This window comes from Bacillus sp. THAF10, from assembly GCF_009363695.1.
In the GTDB taxonomy this organism is placed as follows: Bacteria; Bacillota; Bacilli; order Bacillales; family Bacillaceae_I; genus Sutcliffiella_A.
The window spans coordinates 2,794,303-2,813,986 of the sequence record NZ_CP045403.1; the positions used below are offsets into that span (position 1 = coordinate 2,794,303).

Sequence of the window (19,684 nt, forward strand, 5' to 3'; positions counted from 1 at the left end):
TGGCTCCACGTCCTGTGGGGCAATTTTGTGAGCCTCCTCTGCAAGCTTGCGGGGTCTATCGCTTCATTCCCGCAGAAGTCTCCGCCATTTGCTCCAATCAACAGCTAAAACTATTTAAATTCAACAAGCTTTTTTAACAAAGCTTAGAAATAAAAAGGCAACTCAAATCGAAAGGATGTGCCTAATATTCTTAGTTGGAATAAGGTACACAAACTTACGACCGAGTCACCTTTTGATTCGTTATGGTAATAGTGCTGTCATTTCATCATATGTTTCCGGTCTTCTGTCCCGGTAAAATTGCCATAAATCCCTAACTTCTCGAATTAATTTTTTGTTCATCTCTCCTATGATTACCTCGTCCTTGTCTCTGCTTCCTATGGAAACAAAGGATCCTCTTGGATCGACGAGATAGGATTGACCATAGAATTCTCCCATTTTCCAAGGGCCTTCCAACCCCACTCTGTTTATTGCCCCAACATAATAACCATTGGCAACTGCGTGGGCTGGTTGCTCTAATTTCCAAAGGTACTCAGAAAGTCCTGCTACGGTGGCAGAAGGGTTAAAGACAATTTCAGCTCCTTTAAGGCCAAGTAGTCTTGCTCCTTCAGGAAAATGCCGGTCATAGCATATGTAGACCCCAACCTTGGCATAGGCTGTTTCAAAAATTGGATACCCGAGATTTCCTGGTTTAAAGTAAAATTTCTCCCAAAAACCATGACCTTGATCTCCAACCCCTACTTGAGGAATATGCTGTTTTCGATATTTGCCTAAATAGGTTCCATCGGCATCAATGACAGCTGCTGTATTATAATACGTTGCAATTCCTTCCCGTTCATATATTGGCAAAACAATAACTACCCCGAGTTCCTTCGCAAGGTCCTGGAATAGCTTTGTTGTTGGACCATTTGGAATTTCCTCTGCGGCCTCATACCATTTAGCATTTTGTTCACTACAAAAATAAGGACCATAGAATATTTCTTGCAGGCAAATTATTTGAGCCCCTTTTTCCTTCGCTTCTCTTACTAGCTTGATGTGCTTTTCAATCGCTGCTTTTTTGTGAACTTCCACAGCTTCCTTTCCATCCACATCGTTGGAAGCTTGAATTAACCCAATCATCACTTTGTCGGACATGTATTAACCTCCTTTTTGATGAGTGCCTTGTTAAATTGTTAGAATAATTAGAACTTTATGTTTATTCTACTTTTTTTAGGGCGTTTTTTCACTATACATAATGTTAAATGATAAGGGGTGCTGATTGTCCAAAGTGTAAAACATAAAAAACCCGCTCCTCATAAAAAGGAACGGGCTTTCATTAAGAAAACCAGCGCTTGGCTTTTTTTCTCATTCTTTTCATATTTCGTTTAGACATCATGTCACCTAGGAAGTTCTGTACATTGTTATTGCGGCTTAGCCTGGTGGCGGCAGCTCCCAAGCCCATCATTACCAAGGAAGTCATTGCTCTGTTCATGCGACTCACTCCCTACATTTTAGTTACATACTAATTTGTCGATCGTCTTCATGAAACAAATCATCCAAAGAACTGAGTGTACCATCTTCCTCTACTTGATGCGTGTGTACCACACCTTTTGCTACAGAAAGCTCAATAAAGCATCCCCAGCAATAGTATTGATTCACACCAATCTTACCAATATCTTTACTTTTGCAATTCGGACAAATAAGGACCAATTCAGACACCTCACGTCAGGTTATTACAGAAACGACGACGGTATCTTTTCCAATAATTAAGTCGGAAGGATTTCTTATTATCTTCTTTCCTTCCACAAAATCAGCAAAAAAACCGTCCGTTACCTCATATCCTACGATTGTGCCCGTTTCCTCATCGAAATATACATCCTCTAAAAGTCCAAGATTTTGTCCTTCACCAGTCATAAAAGACTTGCCTTTAATGCCATGGTAATGATGAAAATAAACCTGCCCTTTTTCCTTTGATATGGGAGTTAATAGGTGTTTGTCCACCATTACTCCATCCTCACCGAAGGATTGAATATATTCAAACGGAAGAAGTTTTTGCCGGTGAAAAATACCTTTACCGTCCATAATCAATCCTTTAAGCTGTCCTGGTTCTTCAATGCAAAAGTCTAAGATACGGCCAATTTTGTTTCCAGATGCTATATCGTAAATTAGCATCCCCTTCACACGAGAAAATGTTCTCAAAGAATCCACCTCTTTTCGAACATTACTAGCTTTTGTTTTCCTCACTCTCCTCATACTGCGAAAGGTTTTCCATTTAAAAATAGGTGAAAATCAAAAAAAACAGGCCTCATATTATCCATGTTTGACCAAGCAGTCCCCCATAAAAGGAATAATATGAATAAGAAACAAGCTAGGAGGTGAAATGAATGATAACTAGATTTTATTTCTTTCGAAAAGACCAACAAAGCGACAAAAAAGAAGCAAAACAACACAAGTGGGTAGATGATAAAAAATGTAAAAAAGAAAAGCACAGTGCAAAGCTAGTTGGATTTGCATCTGATACGGCTGACCCTATCGTAAGCTCTCCTCTTCCAACTAACTTTCCTCTTACCACCCAACCTCAAGTAGTAGCAGCTGTCACGTTAAGAGATGTTAAACCAGGTAATCCAGTGTGGTTACAAGGCCTATATCACGCAAACAATAACTCAGGAGTAGTGGCTGATTTAATCACAAGAATTTATCGTAACAGCATCGCCCCATCCAATCTGATTTATCAAAGTGTAGTTGAAATTGATTCAGAGAACAGAGATGATGCCCTTGCATCGGTATCGCAATTTGTGGATATTATTCCAGAAGGGGAAGAAGACGCTACCTATTTATTAACTGCCCAAAAAGATCCAGAACAAGATGCTTTAGCCGTTTTTGTGAATGGTCCAATTACCTTCACAGCAGTAGAAATTAAACAAGAGCTGTCTTAATTTTAACAACAAAAAAAGGCTGGCCCATAGGTGGACTAGCCTTTTTGTTAGGCTCTTTTCTAAAAGATGGTTGCAATAAACAAGGAAAAAGTCGGCATTTAGTCTTTCCAATCTAATTATATCCTTTCCACGAAGAGAGCACGAAAGTAACTTCCTTTCCGTGGACCTTAATTATACGCAGTAGCAACAAAGTTTGCGAAAACACCTTTTTGTTATTCTTCTTCAAGAAAATCGTAAGGACTGATATTTTCCATGCCAATGTTGGCATCATGCCAAAATGGAATTTCCTTTAAAATGTCCGGATTTTCTTCTTCTAAAGAATCAACACTATGCTTATTCGCAAGCTTTTGCTTTAGTGAGGTCTGACGAGCTTGTTCATCCGCTCGCCCGACACCTAGCCTTAAAGCATCCTCTTCTCCACATAGGATTAGGAATTTTTTCGACCTTGTTACTGCTGTATACAATAAGTTCCGGCGTAGCATGCGATAGTAGCTTTTCACAACAGGAAGGACAACAATCGGGAACTCGCTTCCTTGTGATTTGTGAATAGAACAGCAATAGGCATGCGTAATTTGTCCGAGATCTTGTTTTGTATAGGTTACTTCGTTTCCATCAAAGGAGACAATCACCATATCCTGTTTTTCCGTGTTTTCTTTTGCGTAAAAAATAGAGACCACTTCGCCAATATCGCCATTAAACACATTGCTTTCAGGCTGATTGACTAGCTGCAGAACTTTGTCACCTGTGCGATAAACAATGCTGCCAAAAGCTAATTCTCTCCTATTTGGGCTTTTCGGATTAAAGAGCTCTTGTAAGATCTCGTTTAATTTATCAATCCCTGCATTTCCACGATACATAGGTGCAAGCACTTGAATGTCACGGGCAGAATAACCTTTCGTTTGCGCATTTGCGCATACCTTCTTGACCACATCTAAAATTTGCGCTTGTTGGCATTTGATAAAAGAACGATCTTTTTGCGCCTGTGCGATGTTTGCTGGAACCACACCATCCTTCATATCATGTGCTAGCTCAATGATGGAGGATCCGTCCGCCTGGCGGTAAATATCAGTCAGTTTCACCGTGGGAATTACAGTAGAGGAGAGTAAATCCTTTAAAACCTGCCCCGGCCCAACCGATGGGAGCTGATCTTCATCTCCTACTAAGACAACCTGGATATCTTCTGGAAGTGATTTGAACAATTGATTGGCAAGCCAAATATCCACCATTGACATTTCATCGACAATCAGTAGCTTACAGGAAATCGGATTTTCTTCATCATGCATAAAGCCTTCTGATCCATTCCATCCAAGGAGACGGTGTATCGTTAAGGATGGCAAGCCTGTGGATTCACTCATTCGCTTCGCGGCACGTCCTGTTGGAGCTGCAAGCATCACTGGAAATGGATCATCTTTGCTATAATCATTGGGATCTAAGGAACAGCCATGTAAATCTGCGTACAATTCCACTATCCCTTTTATAACCGTAGTTTTCCCTGTCCCTGGTCCGCCAGTTAAAAGAAGCATCGGTGACAGTAATGCCTGTTGAATGGCTTCCTTTTGAGAAGGGGCATATTGGACTTTTAAACGGTCCTCAAGCTCTCCTAAGGCTAGTAAAAACTCTGATTCTGGGAACTGTTCTGCATATTGTGTTTGTTCGAGCACCCTTTTTATATTGGTGACAACACCCTGCTCGGAAAAATAAAGACTGAGCAAATACACTCTGCCTTCCTCGATCTTTATTTTGCCTTCCTCCGCCATTTTCAGTAACTCTCTTGAAATATCCGCTTCCGGTACAAGATTTCGCTGCTTCTCATTTAAAAGTCTTGCCACTGCTTCAACAAGCTGCTCTTTTTTTACATAACAGTGACCGTCCTGCATTGAAAATTGCTCTAATATGTATAGACAGCCAGCCTTGATGCGGTCGGGATGGTTGCCTGAAATGCCGAAGTGATTCCCAAGCTCATCTGCCCTCGCAAAACCAATTCCCTCTACAGTCTCCACAAGCTGATAGGGATTCTGCTGCAAGATCTCCAGTGTTTGATCCTTATAGGCCTGATAAATTTTCATCGATAGCTGTGGTCCAAAGCCGAATTGAGATAGAGCAATTAAGACTTGTTCAAGACCCTGATGCTCCATTAAGGAATCATAAAGTAATTTGGCTTTATCTCCAGAAAGCTTGGGAATGGAGTCCAACACGGATGGGTTTTCTAAAATCTTGGAAATGGCGTTTTCACCAAGTGCATCGGCAATTTTTTCGGCTGTTTTCCTACCTATCCCAGAAAAAAGGTCGCTGGAAAGATATTGAACAATGCCTTGTTTCGTTTGCGGGATATCTTTTCGAAAATGCTCCACATGAAACTGCATTCCAAAGCGCGGATGATCTTTCATTTGCCCAAAAAATATGTAGGTTTCTTCTTCATGAATGCGGGGGAAATATCCAGTTACGACCGCTTCTTTTTCCTCATAAGCAACATTTGTCTCACTCACTCGGATTCGCACAACTGAATACAAGTTAGATTCATTGTGAAAAATGGTCACCAAGTGCGATCCCTTCATAAACTTTTCATTTTCCTCAAAAAGATCAAGAGATGCTTGTTGCTTTTGGTCATTCATGGAATTCCCCTCCGTTCCTTAGTTTTCTGTTAGTATTTTTTTTGCATGAGCAGCAAGCATGTGATCATCTTGCACCTCTAATGCTTTGTCTAAATTCTCTAATGCTTTTTCTCTGTTTTCCTGATAGGCATATGCCACACCAAGGTTGTAGTAGGCATCTGCATGTAACTCATCTGCCTCTACCACCTGCTCAAATTCCACTATTGCTTCTTTTATCAAGCCTTGACTTGCTAAGCATAGACCATATTGAAATCTTGCTTCTGCATCTTCTGGCTTTAATTCTACCGCCCGCTGAAAATAAGGCAAGGCAAGTTTTGGTTGTTCAAATTGCAATAATGTCATACCAAGCATAAAGAAAGTATCACTGTCATTTACGCCTTTTTTCATCGCTTGCTCAAAGTGATGCTTTGCTTCCTCCCACTTTTCAAGCTGAAAGTAAACATTTCCAAGGCCATAATGAGCAGTACCGATCGTTTCATCTTTCTCTAGTGCACGTATAAAAAATTGGATTGCTTTATCGAGCTCGCCAACCGCGCTTAAAACGTTCCCAAAGTTCACGTATGCGACCGCATTGTCAGGGTTTTCTTCTATTTCTTTTGAAAAGCTGGCAAGTGCTTCTTCGTACTTGCCTTCTTGAAGGTATTGAATTCCATTTGCGTTATGGTCTTTCATGAATAATTACACCTCGATTTTTAATTAAGCATAGATAGTATAACACAGGAAAAACCTCCATTCCCAATAGAGAATAGAGGTTTCTCGTGTTTTTAACCAACATACCAAAGCTTTTCATCGTTTTTAAAAACATGATCAATCGTTCCGCCACCAAGACACTCATCTCCATCGTAAAAGACGACCGCTTGGCCAGGTGTCACAGCACGAATTGGTTCTGCAAATACAACTTTTACTTTATTGTCTTCTAGGTGATAGATGGTAACATGATTATCCTGTTGTCGGTATCGGAATTTGGCTGTGCAGCTTGTTCCGTCAGCAGGTGGTGTGTCTGATACCCAACTGATATCGGTTGCGATAATGGAATCAGAATATAACAAGTCGTTGTGGAAGCTTTGACCGACGTAAAGGACGTTTTTTTCAAGGTCTTTGCCGATGACAAACCAAGGATCACCACTGCCACCTATGCCAAGGCCATGGCGTTGCCCAATGGTATAGTACATAAGACCATCGTGTTTTCCCATTACTTCTCCATCGAGTGTCACCATATTTCCAGGCTGAGCTGGTAGGTATCCGCTGAGAAACTCTTTGAAATTGCGCTCCCCAATAAAACAGATTCCTGTGCTGTCTTTTTTGGTTGCCGTTGCAAGTTCTGCTCGTTTAGCAATCTCACGAACCTCAGATTTTTCGATATTGCCAATTGGAAACATCACTTTGGATAGTTGTTCTTGTGTTAGTTGATTTAAAAAGTAGGTTTGGTCTTTATTTTGGTCAAGTCCGCGCAGCATTTTATATTCGCCATCACGATATTCCACTTGTGCGTAATGCCCTGTTGCCAGGTAATCAGCCCCTAAATCCATTGCATGCTCAAGAAAAGCTTTAAATTTAATTTCTTTGTTACACATCACATCTGGATTAGGTGTGCGACCTGCTTTATATTCATCTAAAAAGTATTGAAACACTTTGTCCCAATATTGCTTTTCAAAATTGACCGCGTAATAAGGGATTCCGATTTGGTTACAAACGCGGATTACATCATTGTAATCTTCTGTTGCTGTACAAACACCGAACTCATCAGTGTCGTCCCAGTTCTTCATGAAGATGCCGATTACATCGTAGCCTTGTTCTTTTAATAAAAGTGCGGCAACCGATGAATCCACTCCACCTGACATTCCTATTACTACACGGGTATCCTTTGGTGCTTTTGTCATTATGATCACCCCGTATTATTTTTTTGCTAATCGTTGAACTACTTTTGCAACGGTGTTCGCTGCGTATATTATGTCTTCCTCGGAGTTGCCAAGGCCGAAGCTAAAGCGAATGGAGGAGGCAATCCGGTCTGATTCCTTTCCAAACATGGCCACAAGAACATGTGACGGGTCAATGGATCCTGCTGTGCATGCGGAGCCGCTGGAGACTGCAATACCAGCAAGGTCAAGGTTTACCAGTAAGGTTTCTACATTTGTGCCAGGAAAATAAACATTCATCACATGTGGCAAGGTCTCGCCCTCTCCTGCATTCACTTCAAAGTGAACACCCTCCTCTTGCCAAATTTGCTGCATGGTCTTTTTAAAGCCTGTATAAAGCGATGCTTTCTCCTTTGCTTCTTCCATGGAAAGTTCAATCGAGGTTTTTAGCCCCACAATAGCAGCGACATTTTCCGTTCCTGCTCGTCGCTTTCTTTCCTGCTCTCCTCCAAAGGACAAGGGAGAGAAATTCGTACCTGAGCGAGCATACAAGAATCCAACACCCTTTGGACCGCTAATTTTATGAGCAGACACTGAAAGAAAATCAATGCTACACTCGTCCACATTTATCGGTAACAGCCCGAAAGCCTGCACCGCATCTGTATGGAAGTAGGCACGATGCTCTTTTAACATTTGTCCAATTTCTTTGATTGGCTGAATGATCCCTACCTCATTATTGCCATACATGATCGTTACTAAAATAGTATCGTCACGAAGAGCAGCCTCGAGGTCTTTTAAATTGACAAGACCTTCTTCATTTACTGGCAGATAAGTCACTTCAAACCCTTCCCGTTCCAGCTGTTCACAGGTATGAAGGACGGCATGATGCTCAATTTGCGTAGTAATAATATGATTTCCACGCGCTCGGTTTGCACGTGCTACACCTAGGATGGCAAGGTTGTCCGCTTCGGTACCACCGCTTGTGAACACGATTTCTGTTTCTTTGGCTCCGATGCTTTTGGCCGCCACAAACCTTGCTTCATCAACAAGATGTCTAGTTTTTCTTCCGTATCCATGAATACTGGAAGGATTACCAAACCCTTCTCTCATTACTGGTAGCATGCTATCAATCACTGCTTGGTGCATAGGTGAGGTCGCCGCATGATCTAAATACACTTGTTTCATATTCAGACGCCTCCTTTCCGTTAGTAGTGCTATTTTCTATATATAAAACATATATGCTTCTTGGTCGCCCCCGCTGAAATTTGCAAGGTCATCTAGAGTGGTATTGTCTAATACATCTTTTACTGCATCCCTAATTCTAATCCATAATTCACGTTTCGCTGGTTCTTCGTCTTCGATTACTTCAACAGGACTAATAGGTCCTTCCAGTACACGAATGATGTCACCAGCAGTTATCTTTGCCGGCTCATCGGCTAAAATATATCCGCCATAAGCCCCTCTTATACTTTTTACTAATCCCGCATTTCGCAAAGGGGCAATTAGCTGCTCTAAGTAATGCTCGGATAAATCATGGGTTTGGGCTATCGTCTTTAAAGAAAGCGGACCTTCACCGACATTTTTTGCAAGCTCAATCATTATCGTTAAACCGTATCGCCCTTTTGTTGAAATTTTCATCGCAAACACCCCTATTTTTTAAAATCTTTTATATATGAACACTCACTTTGTTACGTTGTTTGTGCTTAATTTTTTCCATTAAACTGTCTGTAAAACGCTGGCAAGCAGGAAGTGTCCAGCCAACAATCGTACCGATGGAGATACTAAAAAGGATAGTTCCGACAAATACCGGTCCCCCTAAAAGCCACCCTAAACATAATACTACGATTTCCATTCCTAATCTAATATGTTGCACCTTCCAGCCTGTTTTCTCTGTTAAAACAATCATCAGACTGTCTCGTGGACCTGCTCCACATCGGGACGAAATATAAACCCCAATACCAACTCCGATGATAAGAATACCTGCACATAACATTCCCATTTTACCTGCTGTGCTCACCGGGGTTTTTAATATTGGTATCATTAGGTAAAGATCAATAAACACTCCTACCATCAGCATGTTTAAAAATGCTCCAAGCTGGGGTAGTTTTTTTGCAAGCAAGGTCGAAATTGCCAAAATAAAAAAGCCTACGATAATAGACCATGTACCAATCGTCAGACCAAACTGGTAAAAGAGTCCGATATGAAAAACATCCCATGGGGCACTGCCAAAATCAGCCCTTATCATTAGTACAATTCCAAAAGCCATTATTAGCAAACCAACAAAATAAATCGCCCATTTAGCGAAAAAAACGCCTGTTTCCTGTCTCCGCTCACCTTGCATCTGTCTCTACCCTTCTGTTGTCTCTATGTTTTTTTAAAAACTCTTTTCAAAAAGATTGTTGCTTTTAACCTGGAAAAAGTCGGTTTTAAGACTTTTTCTCATCTTCAAGCTAAGAAAAATTGCCTCGTGTTTAAAACTCCTTCACGAAAAGAGCACGACAGCAACGATAACTAAGTGTGGCTTAACTATACGCAGTAGCAACAAAGTTTGCGAAAACATCCTTTTTTTAAAAATATCTTTCATTATAGCATAAACATAAAGGTTTTACATTTCGTACCATGATGGGAATTATGGTAGAGTGTGTATAAATGAATGGATTGTTAAGGGATAAAGAAGGTGGATATCGTGAGTAAAAAACCGTTAGCGTTTCGCATGAGACCTAGAACAATAGAAGAAATGGTTGGCCAGGAGCATCTAGTCGCTGATGGGAAAATCATTCAGCGAATGGTCAAAGCTAGGCACCTTTCCTCTATGATTTTGTATGGACCTCCTGGAATCGGAAAAACCTCCATTGCTACAGCGATTGCCGGGAGCACCGAATTTGCCTTTCGAACGCTGAATGCTGTGGTTCATAATAAAAAAGATATGGAAATAGTTGCAGAAGAAGCAAAAATGTCAGGTAAAGTTATTTTAATTCTGGATGAGGTGCATCGTCTTGATAAGGCAAAGCAGGACTTTCTACTTCCCCATTTGGAAAACGGGAGGATTGTATTAATCGGAGCAACTACGAGTAATCCTTACCACGCCATTAATCCTGCCATCCGCAGCAGATGTCAAATCTTTGAACTGCATCCTCTTTCGGTGGAGGAAATAAAAGGAGTGCTAAAGCAAGCGCTTCTTGACAAGGAGCGTGGACTTGGAAGCTATGATGTGACGCTTGAAGCTTCCGCAATGGAGCATTTTGCAAATGGTTGTGGTGGAGATGTCCGTTCTGCCTTAAACGCATTGGAACTTGCTGTCCTTTCCACCACACCTAGCCAAGATGGCAAAGTGGAAATAAATTTGGCAACTGCTGAAGAATGCCTACAAAAGAAAAGCTTTTATCATGACAAGGATGGAGATGGCCATTATGATGTGCTCTCCGCCTTTCAAAAATCCATTCGCGGCAGTGATGTAGATGCTGCTCTTCACTACTTAGGAAGATTAATAGAAGCTGGCGATCTTGTGAGCATTGGAAGAAGGTTACTCGTCATTGCCTATGAAGATATCAGCCTTGCTAATCCCCAGGCTGGTGCACGAACATTAGCTGCGATCGAATCAGCAGAGCGCCTTGGTTTTCCAGAAGCAAGAATACCACTTGCCAATGCTGTCATTGAACTGTGTCTTTCTCCAAAATCAAACTCTGCATACAAGGCATTAGATCTGGCGTTAGCTGATATTCGCAAGGGATTGGTAGGAGAAGTTCCCCAACACCTTAAAGATGCTCATTACAAAGGAGCAGCATCGCTTGGGCGAGGAGTAGAATATCTTTATCCTCACGATTATCCGAGCGGCTGGGTTTCACAGCAATATTTACCTGATAAGCTAAAGAATAAGTCTTATTATCAACCAAAAGAAACCAGTAAGTTTGAAGCTACTCTTGCTAAAATCTATGAAAAAACAAAGAAGAAATGAGGGGTACCAATAATGGGTACTCCTTTTTGCATTGGCAATTCTCGCAAACTAACAGCATTCTAGTAAACTCCTGTATATTATTTTGCCCTAGTGGAAATAATGGTAGAAAAATGCACGTTTAAGGAGTGAATGGTAATGAAGGTAAGACAGGATGCTTGGTCACATGAAGATGATCTTTTGCTGGCAGAAACCGTATTACGATACATAAGAGATGGTGGTACACAGCTTGCAGCCTTTGAAGAAGTTGGGGATGCTCTTAACCGAACATCTGCTGCATGTGGATTCAGATGGAATGCCGAGGTACGAAAAAAATACGACCCTGCCGTTGCAATTGCGAAAAAACAGCGTAAGGAAAAGAAACGAGCACTTGAGAAAATGGCCAAACAAGAGCAGCTAGTACAGAAAAAGCAGGAGAAAAAGAAGCCTGTCGAGGTAGAGTGGCTCCCAGCACCAACAGTGTCACAAACTCCATCCTCTTCCCTTCCATTTGACATGGATATGGAGGATGAAGAATATATACCGCTTCCTGTTCGGAAAGCCCAAACAGATGCTGCTATTTCATTAGATGACTGCATCCAGTTTTTACAAAGCTTACAACAAAATCAACAAACCGATTTCAGGCAAAATTTAGAAAATGAGCGACTTCAGCGAGAAAATGAACTATTGAAAAAGAAAAATCAAGCTCTTGTAAAACAATTACAAGAACTAGAATCACAACAAACGACCATTAACGAAGACTATGAGATGCTTGTTCAAATTATGGACCGTGCAAAAAGATTAACTGGAAATGTACAAGGTGAAGTAATGTAATACTGTTTTCGCAGACTTTGTTGCTCTGCGAAAAAAAAGGAGTGCTGGCCCTAATAGACCAGAACTCCTTTTCTTATTGCTGTCCACCGACACGCTGTATTTTGATGTCCTTCAAAAGGTCGTTTATAACATATCCACCAAGAATTAACCCTGCCACAGACGGAACAAAAGCGTTTGAGGAAGGAGGCATTTGTGCTTTACGTATTGGCGCATTTTCTTTTCCTACCGTTTTTCGTACATCTTCACGGATAATGATTGGACTCTCATCAGAGAAAACGACTTTAATGCCACGGTGAATACCTTCCTTACGAAGGCGAGTACGAATCACTTTTGCAATTGGATCCGTATGTGTTTTAGAAATATCTGCAACCTTAAAGCGCGTTGGATCCATTTTGTTTGCCGCTCCCATGCTGGAAACAATCGGAATTTTACGTTTAAGGCATTCCTTCATAAGATGAATTTTATAAGAAATCGTATCAGATGCATCAATGACATAATCCGGTTGGTAGCTGAAGAATTCCTCATAGGTTTCTTCTGTATAAAACATTTTCAAGGAGATAACTTCACATTCTGGGTTAATGTCTTGAATTCTAGCTTTCATTAAATCTGCTTTTGGTTTGCCCACTGTAGAAAGTAGGGCATGCAACTGTCTGTTCACATTGGTAATATCCACATCATCTTTATCCACAAGAATTAAGCGGCCAACTCCAGAACGAGCTAATGCCTCAGCGGAAAAGGAGCCAACTCCTCCTATCCCTAATACAGCGACTGTGCTATTTTTCAACGTATCTAGGCCTTCTTTACCTATCGCCAATTCATTTCTTGAAAATTGGTGTAGCATATATATATCAACTCCATTTAAGACTTGTTTCACTTTACTCTTTTATTGATTGTACCCGAAATCGAATATAACATACTTTTGGTGAAAAGCAAGTACTCATATAGGAATTTTCTATTTTCGAAAGTAGTTTATATCGCTTATAATGGAGGAAAAAGTAAAAAGAATATGTGGAAGGCGAGGAAGCAGAAATGAAAAATTTGTTGAAAGCCTTATCTTTCTTTTTGGTACTTGTAAGTGGATTCTTGACAATCTTTAAGCTAAATGAAAGAAACAACAAGCTATTAGCAAAAGAGGTTACTGTATTACAGGTGAATCAAACGATTGCAGCAATCGCAGCAACACTGGAAAAATCAATTCCCATAAAACAGGAAGCACCCCAAGAAGCAAGTTCCTTAGAAAAAGAAAGTTCACCACGCATTAAAGCAAACAGAAATGCCCGAGGAGAGTACATATATCACGTTCCTGGTGGCGTTTTCTATGATCGGACGAAACCGGTCGAATGGTTTCATACAGAAGAAGAAGCCAAGGCTGCGGGATACAGAAAATCGGCAAGATAGTTGTAGCTACTACGGTTGTTAAGACACCCGCAATCAACGTTGCTGACGTGCATGTAGCAATGTTTCTTCGCATAATGATTGAAAAAAATCTTATAGCTGACTTTTTCTAGGTTGATATCAACATTCTTTTAGTAAGTAGCATATTAAAAAAACCGACTACCACCTCAGTGACAGTCGGTTTTTTTCGTATGTAGGCAAGTCCCAATTGTGCCGTCGTTGATGCCTTCGTTTTGAACCCGCTCACAGCAGGTGGGTGCTCTGTTTCATGCATATAGTACGTCCTCACATGGAAGGCATGTACGCAACAACGAAAACGCTGAGCTCCCGTATAATCTATTGTTCGGTCAAAACAATAGGTTATTAGACGAACACATCAGGACTTGCCACTTCTTGAAAGTATCATAACACAGAGACATGCATCAATTCAAGGGAACAGTGTATAGGAAAATCTACTCTTTTTTGACAGATAGCGACAAATGTAACTCGTCTAATTGCCCACCTGCAACAGGGCTTGGAGCCTCTGTTAAGATACAGCTCGCACTAGCCGTTTTCGGGAAAGCAATGGTGTCACGAAGATTCGTTCTGCCAGCTAGTAACATCACTAATCGATCAAGTCCAAGGGCAATTCCACCATGTGGAGGTGTTCCGTATTCGAATGCTTCTAATAAGAAACCAAATTGTTCTTGTGCTTCTTCCTTACTGAAACCAAGCACTTCAAACATTTTCTCTTGAATGTCACGTTCGTATATACGTAGAGATCCACCACCAAGTTCATACCCGTTTAGTACTAAATCATAGGCTTGAGCCCTTACTTCACCTGGGTTGGACGTAAGTAATGGCAAATCTTCGCGAACTGGCATGGTGAACGGATGATGCGCGGCAAAGTAGCGCCCTGCGTCTTCATCGTATTCAAGGAGTGGCCAGTCTGTCACCCACAGGAAGTTGAACTTGCTTTCATCTATAAGTCCAAGCTCTTTTCCAAGCTTTAAGCGAAGTGCTCCAAGTGCATCAGCCACGACAGATTTCTTGTCAGCAACAAACAAGATTAAGTCGGAAGCTTCAGCCTCTAATGCTTGGATAAATCCTTGCTGTTCTTCTTCATTAAAGAATTTAGCGATTGGCCCTTTCAGCCCTTCTTCTTCCATCTTCAACCACGCTAATCCTTTTGCACCATAAACAGCTACATATTCTGTTAAAGCATCAATGTCTTTACGGGAGTAGTTCGCTGCTGCACCTTTAACATTGATTGCTTTTACTTGGCCGCCGTTTGCAACGGCTGCACTGAACACTTTAAATCCGCAGTTTGTTACCTGTTCTGATAAGTCCACAAGCTCCATGTCAAAGCGGGTATCCGGTTTGTCTGACCCATATCGGTTCATGGCATCTTGATACGTAATGCGTGGGAATGCTTCAGGTACCTCCACTCCCTTTGTTTCTTTCATCACCATTCTCATCATTTCTTCCATCATACCAATAATTTCTTCTTGGGAAAGAAAGGATGTTTCAATATCGACCTGTGTAAATTCAGGCTGTCTGTCCGCACGTAAGTCTTCATCACGGAAGCATCGAGCAATCTGGTAATAACGCTCTACGCCAGAGACCATTAATAGCTGTTTGAAAATTTGCGGTGATTGTGGCAGGGCATAAAATTCACCCGGATGTACGCGGCTAGGTACAAGATAATCACGAGCTCCCTCTGGCGTACTTTTCGTTAAGATTGGTGTTTCCACTTCCATAAACTGCTGATTGTTTAGAAACTCACGAATGGAACGAGTCACCTCATGACGCATTTTAAGCGTGTCAAACATCATAGGGCGTCTGAGGTCCAGATAACGATATTTTAATCGAATGTCCTCATTAACTTCTGTTTTGTTATCTAAAACAAATGGCGGTGTTTTCGCTGCGTTTAGTACTTCAATCGCTTCTGCTTGAACTTCTACAGCACCTGTTTTCAGATTAGGATTTACTGTTGCTTCATCACGAGCAACAACTGTTCCTTTTATATACAGAACGTATTCGTTACGAACACTTTCCGCGGTTTGCAATGCTTCACTCGATACATCAGGGTTAAAAACGATTTGAACAAGCCCTGTACGGTCACGCAGGTCCAAGAAAATCAGTCCGCCAAGATCACGACGTTTTTGCACCCACCCTTTTAATTCAATGGTCTCTCCAATAGATGATTGTGGGACTTCGCCACAGAAGTATGTTCTTCCTTGAGTCATCATGATCTCTCCCTACTTTTCTTTTTTACGATGTAGTGAACTGCTTCTTGAAAAGAAACTTCCTGCTGTTCACCTGTTTCCATTTCTTTTATGGATACAACACCTTTATCCAATTCATCCTCACCAAATACGATGGTGTATTTTGCTTGGAGTCGGTCAGCTGCTTTAAATTGAGCTTTGAGTTTTTTATCCTGATAGTCTTTTTCAGCCACAACACCAGCTTTACGTAGGTCATGCAATAATTTAACTGCCGTATCCTTTGCTCTGTCTCCTAGGGCTACAACATAACAGTCAATAGCATCCTCTGTTGGAAATGCCACATTTTCCGCTTCCATTGCTGAGATTAACCTTTCAATGCTTAGGGCAAAGCCAATACCAGGTGTTTCTGGTCCACCGATTTCCTGAACCAATCCGTTATAACGTCCGCCTCCACATAGTGTCGTGATGGCACCAAAGCCTTCAGAGGTACTCATTATCTCAAACGCTGTGTGGTAGTAATAATCCAATCCGCGCACAAGATTAGGGTCAATTTCATAATGAATATCTAGTGCCTCTAAGTAAGCTACTACTTTATCAAAATAAGCTTTGGACTCGTCATTCAAATATTCTAGGATAGATGGTGCAGACGCCATCAATTCGTGATTACGATCCTTTTTACAATCAAGAATTCGCAATGGGTTTTTCTCAAGTCTAGCTTGGCAGTCCCCACAGAACTCTTCGATTCTTGGTTGAAAGTGGTTAATTAAAGCCTCTCTATGTGCCTGTCTGCTTTCCTTATCACCAAGGCTGTTGATCACAACCTTTAGATTTTTTAATCCAAGGCTCTGGTAAAGTTCTACGGCTAGGGCAATAACTTCTGCATCAATGGAAGGATCATTGCTACCAAGCGCTTCAATACCGAACTGTACGAATTGGCGGAAGCGTCCTGCCTGTGGGCGTTCATAACGAAACATTTGACCAATATAGTAAAGCTTAGTTGGTTGATTTGGAGATCCGAACATTTTGTTGTTCACATACGACCTTGCAACAGAAGCTGTTCCTTCTGGACGAAGTGTGAGACTTCTTCCTCCTCGGTCTTCAAATGTGTACATCTCCTTTTGCACTACGTCAGTGGTATCTCCTACTCCTCTTTGGAATAGTTCTGTGCTTTCAAACATAGGCGTTCTGATTTCTTTGTAGTTGTAGCGTTCACAGATTTCTTTTGCTTTTGCTTCAATGTATTGCCATTTTTCTATTGTTCCAGGTAAAATATCCTGCGTACCGCGTGGTATTTGAATCGCCATCCGCTGTTCCTCCTTTTTATAACCGCCACTGTTGATTTCCGCAAAATGGTTCCGCGTCCGCGGGGCGATTTGTAAGCCTCCTCAGGCTTTGCGCTTGTGGGGTCTCCAGTCTATCGCCTTCATTCACGCTTGAGTCTCCGCCTTTTTGCTACAATCAACAGCTAGATATCAACATTTATTATTTGGTGTAACCTTTCTTCATCCACAATGAATCTTATTGAAAAATAAAAAAACCCCCGTCCCTTGTTTAAAAAACTAAACAAGGGACGGGAGTTATATCCCGTGGTGCCACCCTAATTGAAGCATCAATAAAAATGATTACTTCCACTCAAGCAGTTAACGCCTGCAACGTCCTTCTCCTAATAGAGCAGCATTCAGCTTTTTCAGAGAGGATCCTACGGAGTGTTCATTCATCAGGGCATCATATGGAATGCTTTCAGCCTAAGGCATTTCCTCTCTTTCTATGTGTTTCCCAATTACTATTCTCCATCATCGGTATCTCGTATCGTTATGTAAGATACTAGCTAGTATATATAGTTCCGATTCCACTTGTCAAGATATTATTGAATTCGATTTAATTGTTTTTTTAGAGACTTGACATCTCGCACAGTAATTCCAAATTCAGAAGCAAGTTCCACGTAAGTGCTGTCCTTTTCTTTTTCAATAAAATCATGAAAGCTTACCCCAAATACATCTCTGCTTCCATAAGCCCGATTATGTTTGTCACTAAATTTCATCCACACTCGCTCCTTTTATGCTACACTACTACCTATCCTGTCCTTATTTTGGAGAAATCTTTCAAATTTAGCAGGATTTTTTTCGATTATGTAGAAAGAGTTTGTTGAACTTTCTATAAGGAGGCAGTAATTTGCGTCAAAAATTACCTATTTTTCTTATTGCACTTTTACTATTTACTACTGTCTTTTCGTTTTTGAATGCTACTTCCGCCTTGGCAAACAAATCAGTTGTTGTTGCAACAGACGTGCTTAACGTGAGAGAGTCACCTGATGTGAATGCAAAAGTGATCTCCAAAGTATCGCGTGGAGAATCCTATCCTGTTGTGGAAGCGAAAGGTGAATGGGTAAAAATACAAGTCACCTCATCTAAAGCAGGCTGGATCGCTTCATACCTTGTAGTTGCTAGTAGTGAAGGGGGAATAGCAAGTGCTACTCGCTCTGGCGGAAGCTCTTCTGTTCAAGTGTTAACGGATGATCTCAGAATTCGCTCCGGTCCAGGTACCAATTTTTCTGTGGTTGGATATTTCCACTCTACCTCGGAAAATATTCAATATTTAGATGAGAACGAGAATTGGGTCAAAGTACGCGGTGAAGGGTTGGAAGGCTGGGTTGCAAAAGAATTTGTCAGCATTCAGGCAAAGAAACAACAAGAGCAAAGTCAAACTACCAAAAAAAATCAGCATGCTACCATTACAACAGATGGACTAAACATCCGAAAAGAACCTTCAACAGACGCAACTGTGCTTGGAACCTTATCTACAGGTCAACAAGTAGAGGTTATTGGCAAAAATGGGGATTGGTTAAACATAAAGCTTGAAGGAACTTCTGGCTGGATTCATGGTGATTATGCAACAGTTGGAGAAGGGGAACCAGCTGAAGGTGCTGTTTTAGGTCATGCCACGATTAAAGTGGCAGCTTTAAACGTACGCAGCGAACCCTCTTTGAACGGTACGGTGATTGAACAGCTACCTCAAGGTACAAAAGTGATGATTGTGAGTGAGCGTAACAATTGGTGTGAGATCCTAATGGAAAATGGAGAACGAGGCTGGCTTGCTGGTTGGTTTCTAGACAAAAACATAAAAGCATCCTCTCCCCCACCTTCAACTGCAGAAGGAAGCATCGTGATAGTAGATGATGCCACTAACATACGCAGTGCTCCTACAACTAGTGCTAAAGTGGTGCATCGTGCCAACAAAGGCGAGGAATACCCAATTGTAGAAATTGAAAACGATTGGTATAAAATTAAACTTACTGACGGTTCCGAAGCATTTGTTGCTGGTTGGATTGTTGCTTCAAAAGGAACCACACAAAGAATATCTAGAGCAGGTGGAGAACAGTATTTATCTAACAAAGTGATTGTGATTGACCCTGGTCATGGTGGGAGAGATGTTGGAGCAATTGGTGCATCCGGAACTTTTGAAAAAGATTTGACTCTTCGCACATCCCTACTACTGTATGATAAATTGAGGGCTGCTGGGGCAAATGTCTTTTTAACCAGACAGGCAGATACATCTGTTCCTTTGCAAAATCGTCCACAACTGGCCAACTATCATCGTGCAGATGCCTTTATCAGTATTCATTATGATAGCATTGATGACAGCAGTGTAACAGGTAACACCACATACTTTTATTCGGATTCTGAAGCCGTTCTTGCAGAAAATGTACACTCTTCTCTTGTTCAATATTTAAATCTAAGAGACCGAGGATTTAGGCAGGAAAATTATCTTGTACTAAGAGAAAGCATGCAGCCATCGCTGCTTTTAGAGCTTGGATATATTAGCAATCGTGGAGAGGAACTCACTGTCAAATCAGGAGACTTTCAAGAAAGGGCCTCTACGGCTATCTATCAGGGCCTTGCCCAATATTTCAAAGGAAACTAAAAAATCCGTGCTGCTT

Annotated in this window: 19 protein-coding genes, 1 other RNA gene and 1 other annotated feature; of the genes, 5 read left to right on the plus strand and 15 right to left on the minus strand. The window is 41.2% G+C overall.

Translation table 11 applies throughout. From position 1 onward, the window contains the following. Positions 1-240 precede the first annotated feature (240 nt). From FIU87_RS14650 to FIU87_RS14665, 4 genes are all read right to left on the minus strand, one after another. A complete protein-coding gene (locus tag FIU87_RS14650; protein WP_152445279.1) occupies positions 241-1,131 on the minus strand; it encodes a nitrilase-related carbon-nitrogen hydrolase in 891 nt (296 codons plus the stop codon). Between the two features lie 181 nt (positions 1,132-1,312). After that, positions 1,313-1,468 carry a YrzQ family protein gene (locus FIU87_RS14655; RefSeq protein WP_152445280.1) on the minus strand — a complete coding sequence of 52 codons (156 nt, stop codon included), beginning with the start codon at positions 1,466-1,468 and terminating at the stop codon, positions 1,313-1,315. A gap of 23 nt (positions 1,469-1,491) precedes the next feature. After that, positions 1,492-1,686: a hypothetical protein gene (locus FIU87_RS14660; RefSeq protein WP_152446588.1), complete on the minus strand. Its 195-nt coding sequence runs from the start codon at positions 1,684-1,686 to the stop codon at positions 1,492-1,494. A gap of 15 nt (positions 1,687-1,701) precedes the next feature. Beyond that, positions 1,702-2,175, minus strand: a complete 474-nt coding sequence (locus FIU87_RS14665; RefSeq protein WP_152445281.1) for a PRC-barrel domain-containing protein — start codon at positions 2,173-2,175, stop codon at positions 1,702-1,704. A 185-nt stretch (positions 2,176-2,360) separates the two neighbouring features. On the opposite strand from FIU87_RS14665, the gene FIU87_RS14670 reads away from it, so the two are divergent. Continuing rightward, on the plus strand, positions 2,361-2,912 hold the full coding sequence (locus tag FIU87_RS14670) for a hypothetical protein (protein WP_152445282.1): 552 nt from the start codon (positions 2,361-2,363) through the stop codon (positions 2,910-2,912). 212 nt (positions 2,913-3,124) lie between these two features. On the opposite strand, the gene FIU87_RS14675 is transcribed toward FIU87_RS14670, so the two are convergent. From FIU87_RS14675 to FIU87_RS14700, 6 genes are all read right to left on the minus strand, one after another. Next, positions 3,125-5,524: an SF1B family DNA helicase RecD2 gene (locus FIU87_RS14675; RefSeq protein WP_152445283.1), complete on the minus strand. Its 2,400-nt coding sequence runs from the start codon at positions 5,522-5,524 to the stop codon at positions 3,125-3,127. 18 nt (positions 5,525-5,542) lie between these two features. Continuing rightward, entirely contained in the window at positions 5,543-6,196 is a 654-nt protein-coding gene (locus tag FIU87_RS14680) for a tetratricopeptide repeat protein (RefSeq protein WP_152445284.1), read from the minus strand. A 92-nt stretch (positions 6,197-6,288) separates the two neighbouring features. Next, positions 6,289-7,404 (minus strand): tRNA 2-thiouridine(34) synthase MnmA, encoded by a 1,116-nt coding sequence (gene mnmA, locus FIU87_RS14685; RefSeq protein WP_152445285.1) that lies wholly within the window; start codon positions 7,402-7,404, stop codon positions 6,289-6,291. Between the two features lie 15 nt (positions 7,405-7,419). Beyond that, complete coding sequence (locus tag FIU87_RS14690; protein ID WP_152445286.1) at positions 7,420-8,565, minus strand: cysteine desulfurase family protein; 1,146 nt, start codon at positions 8,563-8,565, stop codon at positions 7,420-7,422. Between the two features lie 36 nt (positions 8,566-8,601). Next, the gene (locus FIU87_RS14695; protein WP_152445287.1) at positions 8,602-9,018 is read right to left on the minus strand and encodes a cysteine metabolism transcriptional regulator CymR; all 417 of its coding nucleotides are present in this window, start codon (positions 9,016-9,018) and stop codon (positions 8,602-8,604) included. Between the two features lie 28 nt (positions 9,019-9,046). Next, positions 9,047-9,721: a YczE/YyaS/YitT family protein gene (locus tag FIU87_RS14700; RefSeq protein WP_152445288.1), complete on the minus strand. Its 675-nt coding sequence runs from the start codon at positions 9,719-9,721 to the stop codon at positions 9,047-9,049. A gap of 372 nt (positions 9,722-10,093) precedes the next feature. Between FIU87_RS14700 and FIU87_RS14705 the strand changes: the two genes are divergently transcribed. Further along, positions 10,094-11,335 (plus strand): replication-associated recombination protein A, encoded by a 1,242-nt coding sequence (locus FIU87_RS14705; protein ID WP_152446589.1) that lies wholly within the window; start codon positions 10,094-10,096, stop codon positions 11,333-11,335. Between the two features lie 135 nt (positions 11,336-11,470). Next, positions 11,471-12,145 (plus strand): RsfA family transcriptional regulator, encoded by a 675-nt coding sequence (locus tag FIU87_RS14710; protein WP_152445289.1) that lies wholly within the window; start codon positions 11,471-11,473, stop codon positions 12,143-12,145. A gap of 73 nt (positions 12,146-12,218) precedes the next feature. Here FIU87_RS14710 and FIU87_RS14715 read toward each other — a convergent pair whose 3' ends face one another. Further along, complete coding sequence (locus FIU87_RS14715) at positions 12,219-12,986, minus strand: tRNA threonylcarbamoyladenosine dehydratase (protein WP_152445290.1); 768 nt, start codon at positions 12,984-12,986, stop codon at positions 12,219-12,221. A 188-nt stretch (positions 12,987-13,174) separates the two neighbouring features. Between FIU87_RS14715 and FIU87_RS14720 the strand changes: the two genes are divergently transcribed. Further along, a complete protein-coding gene (locus FIU87_RS14720) occupies positions 13,175-13,543 on the plus strand; it encodes a sunset domain-containing protein (RefSeq protein WP_152445291.1) in 369 nt (122 codons plus the stop codon). Between the two features lie 194 nt (positions 13,544-13,737). Here the strand turns inward: FIU87_RS14720 and ssrS are convergent. The 4 genes from ssrS to FIU87_RS14740 all read right to left on the minus strand — a co-directional run bounded on the left by ssrS (position 13,738) and on the right by FIU87_RS14740 (position 17,788). Continuing rightward, positions 13,738-13,926, minus strand: a non-coding RNA gene (gene ssrS, locus FIU87_RS14725) — 6S RNA. Between the two features lie 66 nt (positions 13,927-13,992). Further along, positions 13,993-15,771: an aspartate--tRNA ligase gene (gene aspS / locus FIU87_RS14730; protein ID WP_152445292.1), complete on the minus strand. Its 1,779-nt coding sequence runs from the start codon at positions 15,769-15,771 to the stop codon at positions 13,993-13,995. Then, positions 15,768-17,051 carry a histidine--tRNA ligase gene (hisS, locus tag FIU87_RS14735; protein WP_152445293.1) on the minus strand — a complete coding sequence of 428 codons (1,284 nt, stop codon included), beginning with the start codon at positions 17,049-17,051 and terminating at the stop codon, positions 15,768-15,770. The genes aspS and hisS overlap by 4 nt, the downstream gene beginning before the upstream one ends. 259 nt (positions 17,052-17,310) lie before the next feature. Beyond that, positions 17,311-17,553 (minus strand) — a binding site (T-box leader). Between the two features lie 58 nt (positions 17,554-17,611). Then, a complete protein-coding gene (locus tag FIU87_RS14740; protein ID WP_152445294.1) occupies positions 17,612-17,788 on the minus strand; it encodes an RNA polymerase subunit sigma-70 in 177 nt (58 codons plus the stop codon). Positions 17,789-17,919: 131 nt separating this feature from the next. Here FIU87_RS14740 and FIU87_RS14745 point away from each other — a divergent pair, with 131 nt between their 5' ends. Then, positions 17,920-19,668 carry an N-acetylmuramoyl-L-alanine amidase family protein gene (locus FIU87_RS14745; RefSeq protein WP_152445295.1) on the plus strand — a complete coding sequence of 583 codons (1,749 nt, stop codon included), beginning with the start codon at positions 17,920-17,922 and terminating at the stop codon, positions 19,666-19,668. The last annotated feature ends 16 nt before the right edge of the window (positions 19,669-19,684 follow it).

Excerpts from the sequence above, each read along its gene's own strand:
- aspS (WP_152445292.1), bottom strand. The coding sequence starts at position 15,771 with ATGATGACTCAAGGAAGAACATACTTCTGTGGCGAAGTCCCACAATCA.
- FIU87_RS14695 (WP_152445287.1), bottom strand. The coding sequence starts at position 9,018 with ATGAAAATTTCAACAAAAGGGCGATACGGTTTAACGATAATGATTGAG.
- FIU87_RS14670 (WP_152445282.1), top strand. The coding sequence starts at position 2,361 with ATGATAACTAGATTTTATTTCTTTCGAAAAGACCAACAAAGCGACAAA.
- FIU87_RS14690 (WP_152445286.1), bottom strand. The coding sequence starts at position 8,565 with ATGAAACAAGTGTATTTAGATCATGCGGCGACCTCACCTATGCACCAA.
- FIU87_RS14715 (WP_152445290.1), bottom strand. The coding sequence starts at position 12,986 with ATGCTACACCAATTTTCAAGAAATGAATTGGCGATAGGTAAAGAAGGC.
- FIU87_RS14740 (WP_152445294.1), bottom strand. The coding sequence starts at position 17,788 with ATGAAATTTAGTGACAAACATAATCGGGCTTATGGAAGCAGAGATGTA.
- FIU87_RS14650 (WP_152445279.1), bottom strand. The coding sequence starts at position 1,131 with ATGTCCGACAAAGTGATGATTGGGTTAATTCAAGCTTCCAACGATGTG.
- FIU87_RS14675 (WP_152445283.1), bottom strand. The coding sequence starts at position 5,524 with ATGAATGACCAAAAGCAACAAGCATCTCTTGATCTTTTTGAGGAAAAT.
- FIU87_RS14700 (WP_152445288.1), bottom strand. The coding sequence starts at position 9,721 with ATGCAAGGTGAGCGGAGACAGGAAACAGGCGTTTTTTTCGCTAAATGG.
- FIU87_RS14655 (WP_152445280.1), bottom strand. The coding sequence starts at position 1,468 with ATGAACAGAGCAATGACTTCCTTGGTAATGATGGGCTTGGGAGCTGCC.
- hisS (WP_152445293.1), bottom strand. The coding sequence starts at position 17,051 with ATGGCGATTCAAATACCACGCGGTACGCAGGATATTTTACCTGGAACA.
- FIU87_RS14705 (WP_152446589.1), top strand. The coding sequence starts at position 10,094 with ATGAGACCTAGAACAATAGAAGAAATGGTTGGCCAGGAGCATCTAGTC.
- FIU87_RS14680 (WP_152445284.1), bottom strand. The coding sequence starts at position 6,196 with ATGAAAGACCATAACGCAAATGGAATTCAATACCTTCAAGAAGGCAAG.
- mnmA (WP_152445285.1), bottom strand. The coding sequence starts at position 7,404 with ATGACAAAAGCACCAAAGGATACCCGTGTAGTAATAGGAATGTCAGGT.
- FIU87_RS14710 (WP_152445289.1), top strand. The coding sequence starts at position 11,471 with ATGAAGGTAAGACAGGATGCTTGGTCACATGAAGATGATCTTTTGCTG.
- FIU87_RS14720 (WP_152445291.1), top strand. The coding sequence starts at position 13,175 with ATGAAAAATTTGTTGAAAGCCTTATCTTTCTTTTTGGTACTTGTAAGT.